Source organism: Neisseria sp. HMSC067H09 (assembly GCF_001814135.1).
Classification (GTDB): Bacteria; Pseudomonadota; Gammaproteobacteria; order Burkholderiales; family Neisseriaceae; genus Neisseria.
Genome location: NZ_KV814894.1, coordinates 157,616 through 173,946 on the forward strand (window position 1 = coordinate 157,616; position 16,331 = coordinate 173,946).

Here is a 16,331-nt window from a genome sequence, read left to right on the forward strand (position 1 = left end):
AAAAAACTCTTCATTTTTTCCAATACTGTAATCGAATTGTTTATTCCGTTAAGTTTTTCTTCATCTTCTGTTCAAATAGATTGTAAATTAGTTTGAAGTTCTTGTTGTTCATCTTCTAGTTTGGATGTGAGACCTTCTATTTCCGTAATAATTTTTTCAATAGATAATTTTTGTTTTATAAGTTTCCATATTCCCTCTAAAATATTTGAATTTCCGAAGGATTTCTTAATATCGTTAATATTGATGGCTAGAAATAGCCATAGAATATTGAATTCTGAATCGCTTGAATTTTTAATATCTGTTTCATCTAATCTTAAATGTTCTAAAAAATTATATCGATTTAATAGTCCTTGGAAATTATGAAAAGTTTTAAATCCTTGAATTTCAGAGTATTCATCCATGGTTAAGCAATTTAAAGCCAGAAGTTGAAGAATTTCATTAGGGATGGCAGCTCGAACTATATTGCTATATATTTTTTCCCTTGAGTTAAAACTTTCTTTACTAATGTATTTTCTGGATTCTTGGTTGTCAGAGGAAAAAATTTCTAAATTTTTTATTTTATTCTCGCCTGTAGATAAGTTAATTGAAATAAATTTTAGTATTTGGAATAATGTAATAAAATATCTTCTTAATTCATGGCTTATGAGTATTTCGTTAGCTATATGGTAGTTACTTATTCGCCAATAATTTTGTTCATAGAAATTTGAACAGCTATCGTCATTTGGGTTGATGGTAAAAGAATGTTGATAATTATTTTTCATCATTGTAATAGTATTATGTTTTATTAACTCCCCATTAGTTATATCACGCGACTCTTCTATAATCTTGATTCTCTTTGCTTCTATCGGTGTCATTATTTTCTCAATAATTTTATTATGCTGATTCAACAAAGAAAAAAATGTCGATTCAAACTGTCGCAGATTAAAAATCTTTGATTGGCGGCTTTGTTGTTCAGCTGTACGTTCTAATTCATCGCGCGTCGCTTTCATTTCTTGCGCTTGTTGATGAATGGTGTAGAGCAGGCCGATAAAGGCTAGGAAGCTGATGATGGGGTTCAGCGTACCGCCCAGATAATCACCGAATGTTCCCCATGTGGCAGGATCATTAGAAAGCTTGGCTAGGAAATTGTCTAATATGAAGGAGTTTGTATGTGAATTATTAATGAAATCTTCCCATGTGGAGTAATTACAAAACATAGGTGATATATTAAATTTCAAATAATAAAATGCTAAGGCAACAGCAAAAAATAAAACAGCGAATCCGCCTAATGCCCATAATAACCAGTTACATTTTAATTTCTCTTTTACTCGTAATAACCAGCCAGGCTTACTTTGGTTTGTCATGATTATTATTCCTTTTTTGTATTCATAAGGTCGTCTGAAAATTTTTCAGACGACCTTATTTTATAAATTCGAATCAGCAATATCCATGCTGTCGTTTCCGCATATGGAGGAACTACGATGCAGGGATTTCCTAGTTTAATCTGCGGTATGTTTGGCGGGTATTCAGCCCAGCATCGCCAAAAGCTCTTCCTCGCTCAATACCACCACACCCAAGGCATTGGCTTTTTCCAGCTTGCTGCCTGCGGCTTCTCCGGCGACGACGTAGTCGGTTTTTTTGGACACGCTGCCGGAAACTTTGCCGCCTGCGGCTTCGATCAGGGCTTGGGCTTGGTCGCGTTTGAGGGTGGGCAGCGTGCCGGTTAACACGAAGGTTTTGCCCGATACGGCTTCATTTAGGTCATCTGAAACCGTTGCTTCTTGGTTTTCAGACGGCGTTTGAGAGAAGAAGGTTTTCAGGTTTTCGAGCAGGGCGGCGTTTTGTGCTTCGCTGCGCCATGTTTGCCAGTCGGCGGGGAGGGCTTTGTCGGTTTGCAGGCCTTCTATGCTTTTGCCGGCGAGTTCCCACAAGGCTTGGGCTTTGTTTTCGCTGATTTTGAAACCGGGCAGGCGGGCAATCCAGCGTTGCGGCTCGGCATGGCGGGCGGGCGGGATGGTAACGGCTTGGGTTTGCGGGGCAACGCCTGCGGCAAGCAGCTCGTCTATCATCGCCTGCTGCGCGTCTTGGGCGAAGAAGTGGGCGATGGAGCGGGCGACGACGGTGCCGATGTCGGGCAGGCAGGCAAGGATGGGTTCGGGGGCGCGGCGGACGTGTTCCAGCGAGCCGAATGCCTGTGCCAGCGTTTTGGCAGTGCGTTCGCCGACATGGCGGATGCCGAGCGCGAACAGGAAGCGGGCGAGTTCGGGCGTTTTGCTGGCCTCTATGCCTGCAAGGATGTTTTCTGCCCACTTGGTCGGCTGTTTTTTGCCGTTTTTGGGGTTGGATTCAGACAGGTCGTCTGAAACCGTTTCTGCGTTGCCGTTTTCGTTTTCAGACGACGCTTTATCCGCTGTTTCCTTCATTTTTTGCAAGGTCGGGATGTCGAGGCGGTAGAGGTCGGCGAAATGGCGGACGAGGTCTTGGGCGACCAGCTGCTCGATTTGTTTTTGACCGAGTCCGTCGATGTCCATCGCTTTGCGCGAGGCGAAGTGGATTAAGCCCTGCGCGCGTTGCGCCTGACAAAGCATACCGCCGCTGCATCGGGCGACGGCTTCGCCTTCTTCGCGTTCGATTTCGCTGCGGCAGATGGGGCAATGGGTCGGCAGGTGGTAGGGCTTGTGGAGCGGAACAGATTGGGTTTGATTGGTAGACGGTGTTTCGGCAAACAGGTCGTCTTGCTGATGTTTGAGGTCGTCTGAAACGGCAACGGCGGTTTTCTGCATCGGGCGGCGTTCAAAAATCACGCGCACGACTTCGGGAATCACGTCTCCGGCGCGGCGCACGACGACGGTATCGCCGACGCGCACGTCTTTGCGCGATACTTCGTCCTGATTGTGCAGGGTGGCGTTGGTAACGGTTACGCCGCCGACGAATACGGGTTGTAGGCGGGCGACGGGGGTAACGGCGCCGGTGCGCCCGATTTGCACATCGATGGCTTCAACGACGGTCAGAGCTTCTTCGGCGGGGAATTTGTGGGCAATCGCCCAGCGCGGCGCGCGGGAGATAAAGCCGAGTTCACGCTGTTGTGCCAAGCTGTTGACTTTGACCACCATACCGTCGATTTCGTAGGGCAGAGAGGGGCGCTCTTCTTCGTACATTTTTTCATAACGTTTAAGTACGTCATTTATATCTTTAAATTTATTTAATTTAAGAATATTTTTTAATTTTTTATGCCCAAATCCCAATGTCGTTAAATAGTCTATTTCCTCAGTATGTGTTGTAAATTCTTTCCCACCTTGTTGTTGGGCAATGCTGTATGGGAAAAAGGTTAGTTTACGTTTAGCTGTAATGCGGGAGTCAAGCTGGCGCAAACTACCTGCTGCGGCGTTGCGGGGGTTGGCGAAGGTTTTTTGGCCGTTTTCGGTTTGGTGTTGATTGAGTGTTATGAAATCGGCTTTTAACATCAATATTTCACCACGAACTTCGATGAGTTTTGGGGTATTGTCACCGTGTAGGCGAAGGGGGATGTTGGCGACGGTTTTGACGTTCTGGGTAACGTCTTCGCCCGTCGTGCCGTCGCCACGCGTTGCTGCCTGTGCTAATACACCATCGCGGTAGAGCAGGCTGATGGCGAGACCGTCGAATTTGGGTTCGATGACGTATTGCGGTTTTTCACCATTCAAACTGTTACGGATACGTTCATCGAAAGCATACATTTCTGAATGGTCGAACACACCATTTTCATTTCTTGGAGAGAAGGCATTAGTCAGTGACAGCATCGGCACTTCGTGGTGTACTTCAGCAAAAGCAGTTAGTGGTTCTGTGCCTGCGCGCTGGGTCGGGCTGTCAGGCAGTTTGAGTTCGGGATGGTTTCGTTCCAACGCTTCGAGTTCGCGGAATAATTTGTCGTATTCGGCATCGGGTACGCTGGGCGCGTCGAGGGTGTAGTATTCGTAGGCGTAGCGGTTGAGGAGATCGGTAAGGTGGCGGATGTGTTGTGCGGTCGGATTCATGGAGGAAGGTTTTCAGACGACCTTTGTCTGATATAGCGGATTAACTTTAAACCAGTACGGCGTTGCCTCGCCTTTGCTCAAAGAGAACGATTCTCTAAGGTGCTGAGGCACCAAGTGAATCGGTTCCGTACTATATGTACTGTCTGCGGCTTCGTCGGTCTTGTCCTGATTTAAATTTAATCCACTATACATGATGGGACGGGCAAAGGTCGTCTGAAAAAGGATAAGTTGAAAACAGCTGAATTTTACCCGAAAAAAAGCGGATATGCCGTAACGACATATCCGCTTTGATTACATTCGATTTTAGGAGAACAGGCGCAGGGCTTGTTTGCTGCCGGGTTTGATGCCGACTTTGAGCATTTCTTCCTGACGCGCCAAGACGTAATTGCGAATGTCTTTGAGCCATTGGGTAGAAACTTCTTCCATTTTGTCGTTGACCAAATCCAAGCCCAACTGACCGGAGAGGCGTACCGCCAAGTCCATGAAGAGGTCGAAGGTTTTTTCGCCGGCGGGCGCGTGCGGGATGTCGAGCAGCATGCTGAAGCCTTTGTAGGACTGGTTGTCCAACAGGGCGTTGGTAAACGCGTCGCCTGTGAGGCTGTGGATGGCAAACATCGGGCTGCCGGTTTGTCCGGTGTAGTGGAATGCGCCGTCTTCGCCCAACACGAATCCGAGGTTTTCAACAGAAGCGCGCAGTTCTACGCCGCTGATGTTGCTGTGTGAAACCAAGTGGATGGCGATGGTTTGATCGACGCGGGCGCAGAAGGTGTCCAATGCCTGCGCGACTTCGGTAAACGCTGCCAAATCGGTGTGGAGGACTTTGCCGCCCATCAGTTGGGCGAAGGTGTCAACCTGTTGGTTGAACTGTTGCAATTCTTCTTGGGTTGCCAAACCGTTGCGGCTGACTGCTTGCAGACCGACGACGAAACCTTGGTAATACACGCTCGGAATCGGTTCGGCAACTTGGAAGCGGTCGTCCATGGTGCAGCCGATGATTTGGAAACGGTGGCGGTTGGACAGGCGGGGCAGGGCGTGCAGCTCTTGCGCTTCAGAGAGGGCGATGTAGGCGAGGTAGTCGAAGCGCGGGTCAAACCACGGCAATTCGACTTGAGACAATTCGTCCAAGCTGACCAAAGGTTGGTTGGCGGCGGACGGCAGGTTGACCGGCTCGTCGCTCGCGGCTTGGGTGGTGATTTCGTTGTTCAGCCCGATGACGGTATGCTGTACCGGCTCGTCGGTAAAGTCGTCTTCAATCGCCAACTCGACATCGGTTTTGATGGCGGAAGGTTTGGCGAGTTTGGCTTTGGCGGCGAAGATTTCGTCTTGTTCTTGCAGATTGCGCAGCGCGGCTTCTTGGGCTTTGTTCGCTTTTTTGACGAACAGGCCTTTGCCGCCGGATTCTTTGCCGTCGCGCACATGGCTGGTTTTACTGTTCAGGAGCGCGTCTTTGTCGGAGTGGCCGAACTGTTCGCGCACCTGTTTGCGGTATTGGTTTTCTTGGTACATATTGTAGGCGATGACGGCAAGAATGACTGCCAAGCCTAAGACGATGAAAATCATGGGTAATCACTTTTTTGTAAGAGCGGCATTCCGTCTTCGTTGCCTTTAGGCGGGTTTGCCTTTGGGCGGTATGCGGAATCGTATTGCCGCAAGTAAGTTCGTCGGAGTCGGACACGGATTGTCCCGTATGGATGCTCGATTATAACGAAAATAAACTTTTCTGACAGCAAATGCCGCGAATGATAGCTCAAAATGGGGCAGGGTCGTCTGAAAAATGCTATATGGCATTTTTGAGCGATTAACGGACAACCGGAAAACCTGCTGCCTGCAATCTTTGCCAGTCGAAAAAGTGGCCGGGGTCGGTTTTGCGGTCGGGCGCGATGTTTTGATGGCCGGTAACGGAGGTGATAGGGTAATGCCCGATCAACGCTTGCAGCAGGGTTTCCAGCGTTTGATATTGCGCTTCGGTAAATGGCTCGAAATCGCAGCCTTCCAATTCGATACCGACCGAAAACGCGTTGCACTTTTCGCGTCCGCGAAACGACGACACGCCCGCGTGGTACGCCATATCGTCGCAAGAAACAAACTGCACCGCCTCGCCCTCGCGGGTAATCAAGAAGTGGCTGGAAACGCGCAAGGTGTGGATGACGCTGAAAAACGGATGTTTGTCGGGGTCGATGCGGTTGGTAAACAGCTTTTCCACGGCGCCCGTCCCATATTCGAAAGGCGGCAGCGAAATATTGTGTAAAACCACCAGCGACACGGCTTCTGATTCTGCACGCGGCTCGAAGTTCGGCGAAAACGCGCGGCGGGCAGGCTGCCACCAGCCTTGTTGCCAGTCAATGTCTTGGCATTCGGACGGAAGATTCATAATTCAGACGACCCTTTATTTCAGACGACCACTGAGGCGGAAAAAACATACGTCGGGCGGGCACGCAGGGAAGAAGGCGCGCATTTCGGTTATACTGTCGCACGACGTTCACAGATCAAAAATCCTACCATGCTGAAAAAAATGTTGAAATGGTTTGCGGTATTTTTTGTTGCCGTTGCCGCCGTGTTCGCCGCCTTGCTGTTCGTTCCCAAAGACAACGGCAAAGCATACCGCATCAAAATTGCCAAAAACCAAGGTATCTCTTCCGTCAGCCGTACGCTTGCCGAAGACGGAGTCGTTTACAACCGCCATGTGCTGGTCGCAGCCGCCTACCTGATAGGCGCACACAACAAACTCAACGCCGGCTCATACCGCCTCCCTTCCAATATTTCCGCCTGGGGCATTTTACAGAAAATCCGCAACGGCAGACCCGATGCCGTTACCGTTCAAATCGTCGAAGGTTCGCGTTTTGCCACCATGCGTAAAATCATCGATAACACCCCCGACATCGAACACAAAACACGCGGCTGGAGCGATGCGGAACTCATGCAGGCGATTGCCCCCGACGCGCTCAGCAGCAATCCCGAAGGCCAGTTCTTCCCCGACAGCTATGAAATCGACGCAGGCAGCAGCGATTTGCAAATCTACCAAACCGCTTATCAAACCATGCAACGTCGTCTGAACGACGCTTGGGAAGATCGCCAAAGCGGATTGCCCTACAAAAATCCGTATGAAATGCTGATTATGGCGAGCCTGATTGAAAAAGAAACCGCCCACGAAGACGACCGCGCCCATGTTGCTTCCGTATTCGTCAACCGCCTCAACATCGGCATGCGCCTGCAGACCGATCCGACCGTGATTTACGGCATGGGCAGCGCGTATAAAGGCAAAATCCGCAAAGCCGACCTCCAGCGCGATACGCCGTATAACACCTACACCCGCAGCGGCTTAACCCCGACCCCCATCGCCCTGCCGAGCAAAGCCGCCCTTGATGCCGCCGCGCATCCGTCGAATGAAAAATACCTCTATTTCGTCTCCAAAATGGACGGCACCGGCTTGAGCCAGTTCAGCCATAATCTGGAAGAACACAACGCCGCCGTACGCAAATATATTTTGAAGAAATAGGTTGAACTGAGCTTCAAGAGCATAAAGGTCGTCTGAAACCTAATCTTCGGTTTCAGACGACCTTTTATAGTGGATTAACTTTAACCCAGTACGGCGTTGCCTCGCCTTAGCTCAAAGAGAACGATTCTCTAAGGTGCTGAGGCACCAAGTGAATCGGTTCCGTACTATATGTACTGTCTGCGGCTTCGTCGGTCTTGTCCTGATTTAAATTTAATCCACTATATCTTTCGCAAGCCTTAAGCCGCTTCCCAATAATCGATATAAAGCTGCAATTCCATCTGATTGCGCCATTCGTTTGCCACGGGGCGGTAAACCGTGCGGATGTATTCGGGGATGTCTTCGCTGCACCGCCAGAACATGGCTTCAAATTCGTAGCCGTCTTTTTGCAGCCAGACTTTTTTATGTTTGCCCTCTGCGCCTAAGGGTTGCTGGCGGACGACGTGAAATTCGTCGGTAAAGCTCGGCGGCGCGAAGCCTTGCCCCCAAACATGGCGGGCGAGGTTTTGCGCCTGTTCCAGCGTGATGTCGCAGGCTTTCAGGCTGCCGTCGGTGATGAAGGTTTGCGACAAATCGTCTTCGCACACCATTTCACGCACGGCTTCTTCAAAGGCCGTCTGAAACGCGGGAATGTTGTGTTCGAGTATGCTCAAGCCCGCCGCCATCGCGTGTCCGCCGAATTTCAAAATCAAATCGGGGTGACGTTTGGATACCAAATCCAAAGCGTCGCGTAGGTGCAGGTTGGGAATAGAGCGGCCCGAACCGCGCACTTCGCCGTTGTCCGCAGGGGCGAACACGATGGTCGGGCGGTAGAAGCGGTCTTTGAGGCGGCTGGCGACGATGCCGACCACGCCTTGATGAAAGTCGTCGCGGTAGGCGACCAGGGTCGTCTGACCTGAAGGCAGGGTTTCTGGAAAGGCGTTCAGCGCGTCTTGCAACATGGATTGCTCGATTTCGCGGCGTTCGATATTAAGGTCGTTCAACTGCGTCGCCAATGCCTGCGCTTCCGCGTCGTCGCGCGCCAAGAGGCAGGCGATGCCGACCGACATATCGTCGAGCCGTCCGGCGGCATTGATGCGCGGACCCAGTGCAAAACCCATATCAAAAGGCTGCGCTTTGCGCCAGTCGCGCCGCGCCACTTCAAACAAGGCGCGGATGCCGGGACGCATTTTGCCGGAACGCATCCTTTTCAAACCTTGCGACACGAGGATACGGTTGTTGTGGTCGAGGGGGACGACATCGGCGACGGTGCCGAGTGCGACCAAATCCAAAAGTTCGCCCAGATTCGGTTCTCTAAGGTCGTCTGAAAAATAATCGCGGCGGCGCAATTCGGCACGCAACGCCATCAATACATAAAAAATCACGCCCACGCCCGCCAGACTTTTGCTGGGGAAGCCGCAGCCTTTTTGGTTCGGATTGACGATGATGCAGTCGGGCACGGTTTCGGCGGGCAGGTGGTGGTCGGTAACGATCACGTCCAAACCCAATTCCTGCGCCCGCGCCACGCCTGCGATGCTGGCGATGCCGTTATCGACCGTAATCAGCAAATCCACGCCTTGCGCGGCAGCGATTTCGGCAAGCTCGGGCGTTAAGCCGTAGCCGTGTTCGAAGCGGTTGGGTACGAGGAAATCCACCGCCGCGCCCATCGCCGCCAAACCGCTCATGCCGACGGAACACGCGGTCGCGCCGTCGGCATCGTAGTCGGCGACAATCAGGATTTTTTCCTTGCGCTCGATGGCATCCGCCAGACGGCGGGCGGCGGCTTCGCAATGTGTCAGCGATTGATAAGGCAGAAGGCCGGCGAGTTTGTCGTCCAATTCGGCAGGACTCTGCACGTCGCGCGAGGCGCACAGGCGGGCGATTAAAGGGTCGGCGCCGGCGGTGAGCAAATCATCGAGGACGTTTTGGTTGACGGGGCGGGTTTGGATTTTGACGGGCATGGTGTGTGGACGGGGTATAGTTGTATTTGAGGGGATGTATTTTAAGGCGGGAAAGGTCGTCTGAAAACCTAAAAGCAAACCAAAATCTGCTGCCTGGTTTCAGACGACCTTTTATTGTGAAAGAGAAGGGGAACCTCTTTCTCGTTTTAAGTTTCCGGGACAAAGTTGTCATCAAACAAATTGTCCTGCTGTATTTCTTCCCGTTCTTCCTGTTGTCTCAGCAAATCGAGTTTTTTGTTGCGGATTTTGGTTTTGCGCATATGCAGCAGGCGCATGACTTGGTGCTTTTGGTCGTCCGTCATCTGCTGCCAATACAATCTCTCTTCACGACTGCGCAGGCAACCTTTGCAATAGCCTTTTTCGTTGGCTTCACATACGCCGATGCAGGGGCTGGGGATGGGGAAGAAATCGGGTTGTTCCATAATGAAGGTGCGGAAAGGTCGTCTGAAAGAGTATAGCCAAGGTGCAGGGTTTCGGCCAGGTATGTACCGTCCGAATATATAAGGTCGTCTGAAAACCTTATTGATGGTTTTCAGACGACCTTTGTTTACTTTAAAAAATCAAGTAATCAGTTTGCCATTTGTTTTGCCTGAACCGCTGTCAGGGCGATGGTGAAGACGATGTCTTCTACCAATGCGCCGCGGGAAAGGTCGTTGACCGGTTTGCGCAAACCTTGCAACAATGGACCGACGCTCAGGACGTTGGCGCTGCGTTGTACGGCTTTGTAAGTACAGTTGCCGGTGTTGAGGTTCGGGAAAATCAAGACGCTTGCCTGACCGGCGACGGTGCTTTCAGGGGCTTTGCTTTTGCCGACTGAAGGCACAGTAGCCGCATCGTATTGCAGCGGGCCGTCGATTTCCAAATCCGGGCGTTTTTCTTTCGCCAGTTTGGTCGCTTCAATCACGGCATCGACATCAGGGCCGCTGCCTGAGTTGATGGTAGAGTAAGAAATCATGGCAACTTTTGGCGGAATACCGAAGGCTTTGGCGGTATCGGCGGATTGGATGGCGATATCGGCAAGCTGTTCGGGTGTCGGATTCGGGTTGACCGCGCAGTCGCCGAAGACGAGGACTTGGTTGGGCAGCAGCATGAAGAATACGCTGGACACGAGGCTTGCGCCCGGTGTGGTTTTAATCAGCTGCAAGGCGGGGCGGATGGTGTTGGCGGTCGTATGAACGGCACCGGATACCAAGCCGTCCACGTCGTTTTGCGCCATCATCATGGTGCCGAGGACAACGGTGTCTTGCAGTTGTTTGCGGGCGTCTTCAGGGGTCAGACCTTTGGATTTGCGTAATTCGCACATCGGCTCGACGTATTGTTCGACCAATGCAGCGGGATCGACGATTTCCAAAGAGTCAGGCAGGTTGATGCCGCGTTCTTTGGCAACGGCTTCAACTTCTTCGCGTTTAGCAAGCAAAACGCAGCGTGCAATGCCTTTTTCGTGGCAGATGGCGGCTGCGGCGACGGTACGCGGTTCTGCGCCTTCGGGCAGGACAATGCGCATATCGGCTTTACGGGCAAAATCAATCAGGTTGTAACGGAATTGGGCGGGAGACAGGCGGGAGGCCTCGCGTTTTGCCAAAACAGATACGTCTTTGAGCGCGCTGCTTGAACCGTAGAACGTCAGTCCAGTCAGACGGGCAACTTCTTCGCCTACGGATGCTGCCGCGCCTTCAATAATGAAGCCTTCCAAGAGGCCCGGAGAGTTGGTGTAAAGCTGTTTGGCAAGGTTGATTCGGTGTGCCGCTTCGGCTGCGTCGGCATTGTCGGATTGCAATGCCAAGACTACGCCTGCATCCAAAGACAGCGCCAGCTCGACGTTTTTGCCGGAGAGGAAGAGTTTGTCCGCATCGGGGGCGATACCTTCGATAACGAGTTTGTCGGTATTGAGTGCGACGGCTTTGCCGACCACAGCGTCAAACCAGTCGTCGCTTTTGCCTTGCGCCAACAGGGTTTCGGCGGATGCGTCGAGCGGTTGGAAAACTTGCGCGCCCAAAGCTTGGGCAAAGGCTTTGCTTGCTGCTGCCACGTCCAAACCGGCGGATACCGGAGCGACCAATAATTTAGCCATGATATGTGTCCTTTCTATTTGGAGGTTGTCCGTCTTGGAGGTTGTCCGTCGCCGCCGTGATGCGGATGTAACGGCAATGGCTTAATACTAACAAACAAACTGTGTTTCCAACAAGGTTAAATGTTAATGGATTGAGCGAAAATGCAATGGATTTTTAAGGGGCTGATACTGTCTATGCAAAATATAGAAAAGGTCGTCTGAAAAAACCTTTGATGGGGTTTTCAGACGACCTCTTGTGCGGTTGGGTTGTCAGCCTTTGAACACGGGGACGAGTTCGAGCTGGCTCAATACCTGCGCGGCGATGTTGACGACGCCGAAGAGGAAAACCCAAACCATCAGCCCGAATCCGCCGTAAACCTTGTAGTTTTTGCCTGCGCCGAATTTTTGGCGCGAACGGTAGAGCAGCATGGCGGGGATGATGCCGGTCCAAATGGTTGCCGCCAGACCGACGTAGCCGATGGCGGTAACGAAGCCTGTTGGATACAACAGACAGAAAATCAGGGGCGGCAGGAAGGTGAGGGCGGCGGTTTTGGTGCGGCCGGACACGCTGTCGTTCCATTTGAAGATGTCGGCGATGTAGTCAAAGAGGCCGAGCGTTACGCCGAGGAAGGAGGTGGCAATCGCCATGTAGGAGAAGAGGGTCAACACTTTGTCCATGCTGCCGGTTTGGGCGAACTTGGACAGGGTTTCGATGAGGACGGAGACTTGCCCTTCGGCGGCGATGACGGGGGCGAATTCGTTGCGCGGCAGGTTGCCTTGGATGGCGACTTGCCACAGGACGTAAATCACGAGCGCGACCAGCGTACCTGCCCAAATGGATTTGGCGACTTTGGGCGCATCGCCTTTAAAGTATTTGAGCAGGCTGGAGACGTTGCCGTGGAAGCCGAAGGAGGCGAGGCAGACGGGCAGGGCGGCGGAGATGTAAATCCAGTAGCTCGTGCCTGCGGGGGCTTGGGTGTCGAAGAGGACGGGCAGTTTGGCATCGGCAAGCAGCCCGCCGGTCGCCCAAATGAAGGTCAGCACCATGCCGCCGATGAGGACGCTGGTGAAGCGATCGACCAGCCGTGCCGACGCCCACACGCAAAAGGCGAGGATGCCGAAGAAGACAAGCTGTCCGACGGTGAGCGAAACGTCGCTGCCTACCGCGCTGCCCAGCCCTTTGGCGGTCAAGTCGCCGCCGACGAAGATGTAGGCGTAGGTAAGTAAATATAAAACGAAGGCGACGGCAATGCCGTTGATGGCGTTCCAAGTCGGTCCGAGCAGGTCTTTGACCATGGTGTCGAAGCTGGCGCCGTGCGGATAGTGGGTGTTGACTTCAAGGATCATCAGGCCGCTGGAGAGCATGGAAAACCAAGTGTAAAGCAACACAATCAGCGAGCCTGTAAACCAGACGCCGGAAGTGGCGGTCGGGTTGGCAAGCATACCTGCGCCGATGACTGTACCGGCGATAATCATGGCGCCGCCGAATAGCGACGGGGTTTTGACGGACATGGAATTCTCCTCGGAAAAACAGTCCGCCATTATGCCGTAAAGTGTAAGGATTGGTAAGGAGGTCGTCTGAAAATTGCGGGGAATGGCAGACAGTAGGGGCGTTTCGGACGGGGCGGCGGCGTGTGGACGAGGACGGTTTAATTTTTTGAAAGATAGGGAGAAACGGCGGTTTCTCCTTTTTTATTTGGTTGGGTTGAAAAAGGGTTTTCAGACGACCTTTTGCTTGAAAATGCCGAATTTACATATTTATACGGCATTTTATGGCTAATTTTTCTCTAATTTTGCCTTCCTAGAATGCGCAACCCTTACAGAGGCCGCATCCGCAACAGGGTGCGGTAACAAAAAAACAGACGACACATCAAGCAGAAAGGAAGCCGCATGAGCCAATCATACGAAGTCATTTTTGAGAACAACCGCAAATGGCAGGAAACGAAGAGGCAGCAATGCCCCGATTACTTCAAAGACCTCGCCGACGGGCAAAATCCCGAATACCTCTACATCGGCTGCTCCGACAGCCGCGTCGCGGCGGAAGAGCTGATGGGATTTGAGCCGGGCGACGTGTTCGTGCACCGCAACGTCGCCAACCTTGTGCACGGTTTGGACATGAGTGCCGCCTCTGCCATCGAATACGCCGTCTCGCATCTGAAAGTCAAACATATCATCATCTGCGGCCACTACAACTGCGGCGGCATCAAAGCGGCGATGCTGCCCGAAGATTTTGGTACGATGAATCCGTGGTTGAGCAACATCCGCGACGTGTACCGCCTGCATCAGGAAGAACTGGACGCGATTGAGGACGGACACCTGCGCTACGACCGCCTGGTCGAATTGAACGTGCAGGAACAGTGCCTCAACGTCATCAAAATGGCGTGCGTGCAGGAACGTTACCTGCTCGACGGCTATCCGATCGTGCACGGCTGGGTCTTCGATCTGCGTACCGGCCGCCTCATCGATTTGAACATCGATTTCAAAAACATCCTCGCCGACATTCAAAAAATCTACGACCTCACCGATTCAGAATGGGTGGTCAACGCGCGCAAGAAAGCGGGTTGACGGCTCGGAGGTCGTCTGAAAATCAGTTTGAACAAGCGTCCTGATTTTTCAGACGACCTTGATTTGCCCCAATCCTCTCAAATACAAAAACATACACACATCAGGAGTACCCCTCACCATGAAACCCCATCAGAAAAAACAGCCTTTGGGCAGCCTGTTCAAGTCCAATTTTGCTTCCGGACTGGTTGTCTTCCTCGTCGCCCTGCCGTTGTGCCTCGGCATCGCGCTCGCTTCCGGCGCGCCGCCTTTGTCCGGCGTGTTGGCGGGCATCGTCGGCGGTATCGTCATCGGTTCACTCAGTACCTCGCACATCAGCGTTTCCGGCCCCGCCGCAGGCTTGGCGGCGACTATCCTTGCCGCGATTACCGAACTCGGTTCGTTCGAGTTGTTTCTGTGCGCGGGCTTAATCGCCGGCGCCATCCAGCTTTTGCTCGGCTTCATCCGTGCCGGCAGCCTTGCCGAATACATCCCCGTGTCCGTTATTGAAGGCATGTTGGCGGGCATCGGCGTGATTATCATCATGAAACAGATTCCGTTTGCCTTGGGCAGCAGCGGCAGCCTCGCCGATCCTGCCGCACTGTTTGCCGACATCCACACAGGCTCTCTTTTGGTAGCGGGCGTATCGATGGCGATCCTAATCGTATGGGACAAAATCCCCGCGCTGAAAAACATCAAAGCCCTGCCCGCCGCGCTGGTTGCTGTGGGCGCGGGGATACTGATGAACCAATGGTTCGTCGCCAGCGGCAGCAGCCTTGCCATTCCCGCCGGACAACTCGTCCAACTACCCGTCCCCGACACATGGCGCGAAGCCGCAGCTATGCTCACGCTGCCCAACTTTTCAGGTTTTGGCAACAGCTACGTTTGGATGACCGGCATCACCATCGCCATCGTCGCCTCGATTGAAACCCTGCTCTGCATCGAAGCCGCCGACCGCCTCGACACCCACCGCCGCATTACCGACACCAACCGCGAATTGCGCGCTCAGGGCGCAGGCAACATCGTCAGCTCGCTCATCGGCGGACTGCCCATTACCTCCGTCGTCGTGCGCTCGTCCGCCAATGCCAATGCAGGTGCGACGCACAAACTGTCTGCCGTTATCCACGGCGTCCTGTTGCTGGTGTGCGTTTTGGCGATTCCTTTTATCCTCAATATGATCCCCCTGTCCACCCTCGCCGCCGTCTTGCTGCTGGTGGGCTACAAACTGGCAAAACCCGCCACCCTCCTGCATTTCTGGCATAAAGGGCTGTACCAGTTCATCCCCTTCGCCGCCACCCTCGCCGCAGTCGTCGCGCTCGACCTGCTCAAAGGCGTCGGTATCGGGCTCGCCATCAGCATCATCTTCATCCTTCAGGGCAACATGAAACGCGCCTACTACCTCAGCCGCGAAGAACTCGCCGAAGCCGACGAAATCAGCTTAGAGCTGGCAGAAGAAGTCTCGTTCCTGAACAAAGCCGCCATCAAGAAAACCCTGAAAAACATCCGTCCGGGTTCGAAAGTAACCATCAACGCCGAACGCTCGTCCTACATCGCCGGCGACGTATTGGAACTGATTGAAGACTTCGCCAACGTCTTCGCCAAAGAAAACGACATAGACGTCGTGCTCAAAGGCTTCAAATCCGACTACGACCACGAAGGCCGCGACCACCACAGCCATGTGCGGGTAGGGCATAGCGCGAGTATTTAGAAATCGCGTTGGAATGAGTAGGAGAAGAAAGAGGTCGTCTGAAAAACCTGTTTTGGAGGATTTTCAGACGACCTTTTTGTATTCTGATACTTTAAATCCATTATCGCCTCAATACGACACTAAAAAGCAGTAACGGCGGCATCCAGTAATCTGCCCCCTCTCCCGTTTGGCGGGAGAGGGTTGGGGAGAGGGTGGCTCTTTGCCCTTTATTGCCGTATATCCGCAAGCCACCCCCATCCTAGCCTTCCCCCGCCGGACGGGGGAAGGGATCAGGTTGCTGTAACTGAAAGAGGTCGTCTGAAAAACCTATCTCAATCTTTTCAGACGACCTCTTTGTATTCTGATACTTTAAATCCATTATCGCCTCAATACGATAGGATTCGCGGGCAAAGCCCACGCTACACCGTCGGGCAACTCCTAAAGTTGGAGAAAACCCATAGCGGAATTTTTTGCGTTGGTTTGTGGAATAACCGTAGCGTGGGCTTTGCCCACGAGAATCCGCCCCCTCTCCCGTCCGGCGGGAGAGGGTTGGGGAGAGGGTGGCTCTTGCCCTTTATTGCCGTACATCCGCAACCCCCCCATCCTAACCTTCCCCCGCCGGACGGGG

The 16,331-nt window shown here is 52.6% G+C and carries 11 protein-coding genes; 3 read left to right on the forward strand and 8 right to left on the reverse strand.

Annotated features, from left to right (window positions below):
* Positions 1–71: 71 nt before the first annotated feature.
* From HMPREF2954_RS04590 to ampD, 4 genes are all read right to left on the reverse strand, one after another.
* Complete coding sequence (locus HMPREF2954_RS04590) at positions 72–1,343, reverse strand: putative phage abortive infection protein (RefSeq protein ID WP_052673346.1); 1,272 nt, start codon at positions 1,341–1,343, stop codon at positions 72–74.
* Between the two features lie 162 nt (positions 1,344–1,505).
* A complete protein-coding gene (gene ligA / locus HMPREF2954_RS04595; protein WP_070689021.1) occupies positions 1,506–3,992 on the reverse strand; it encodes an NAD-dependent DNA ligase LigA in 2,487 nt (828 codons plus the stop codon).
* Between the two features lie 303 nt (positions 3,993–4,295).
* A complete protein-coding gene (locus tag HMPREF2954_RS04600; RefSeq protein ID WP_003763891.1) occupies positions 4,296–5,552 on the reverse strand; it encodes a cell division protein ZipA C-terminal FtsZ-binding domain-containing protein in 1,257 nt (418 codons plus the stop codon).
* 238 nt (positions 5,553–5,790) lie between these two features.
* Positions 5,791–6,363 (reverse strand): 1,6-anhydro-N-acetylmuramyl-L-alanine amidase AmpD, encoded by a 573-nt coding sequence (gene ampD / locus HMPREF2954_RS04605; protein ID WP_045074768.1) that lies wholly within the window; start codon positions 6,361–6,363, stop codon positions 5,791–5,793.
* 129 nt (positions 6,364–6,492) lie between these two features.
* Between ampD and mltG the strand changes: the two genes are divergently transcribed.
* The gene (mltG, locus tag HMPREF2954_RS04610; RefSeq protein WP_045074771.1) at positions 6,493–7,488 is read left to right on the forward strand and encodes an endolytic transglycosylase MltG; all 996 of its coding nucleotides are present in this window, start codon (positions 6,493–6,495) and stop codon (positions 7,486–7,488) included.
* A 236-nt stretch (positions 7,489–7,724) separates the two neighbouring features.
* Here mltG and recJ read toward each other — a convergent pair whose 3' ends face one another.
* From recJ to HMPREF2954_RS04630, 4 genes are all read right to left on the reverse strand, one after another.
* A complete protein-coding gene (gene recJ / locus HMPREF2954_RS04615) occupies positions 7,725–9,425 on the reverse strand; it encodes a single-stranded-DNA-specific exonuclease RecJ (protein WP_070689022.1) in 1,701 nt (566 codons plus the stop codon).
* A 146-nt stretch (positions 9,426–9,571) separates the two neighbouring features.
* Positions 9,572–9,847: a DUF1289 domain-containing protein gene (locus HMPREF2954_RS04620; protein WP_045074777.1), complete on the reverse strand. Its 276-nt coding sequence runs from the start codon at positions 9,845–9,847 to the stop codon at positions 9,572–9,574.
* A gap of 146 nt (positions 9,848–9,993) precedes the next feature.
* Entirely contained in the window at positions 9,994–11,496 is a 1,503-nt protein-coding gene (gene pta / locus HMPREF2954_RS04625; protein ID WP_070689023.1) for a phosphate acetyltransferase, read from the reverse strand.
* Positions 11,497–11,745: 249 nt separating this feature from the next.
* Positions 11,746–12,987: an aromatic amino acid transporter gene (locus tag HMPREF2954_RS04630; RefSeq protein ID WP_045074782.1), complete on the reverse strand. Its 1,242-nt coding sequence runs from the start codon at positions 12,985–12,987 to the stop codon at positions 11,746–11,748.
* Between the two features lie 378 nt (positions 12,988–13,365).
* Between HMPREF2954_RS04630 and HMPREF2954_RS04640 the strand changes: the two genes are divergently transcribed.
* Both HMPREF2954_RS04640 and HMPREF2954_RS04645 read left to right on the forward strand, forming a co-directional pair.
* Positions 13,366–14,040, forward strand: a complete 675-nt coding sequence (locus HMPREF2954_RS04640) for a carbonic anhydrase (RefSeq protein WP_045074787.1) — start codon at positions 13,366–13,368, stop codon at positions 14,038–14,040.
* A 118-nt stretch (positions 14,041–14,158) separates the two neighbouring features.
* Positions 14,159–15,724 carry a SulP family inorganic anion transporter gene (locus tag HMPREF2954_RS04645; protein ID WP_045074790.1) on the forward strand — a complete coding sequence of 522 codons (1,566 nt, stop codon included), beginning with the start codon at positions 14,159–14,161 and terminating at the stop codon, positions 15,722–15,724.
* The last annotated feature ends 607 nt before the right edge of the window (positions 15,725–16,331 follow it).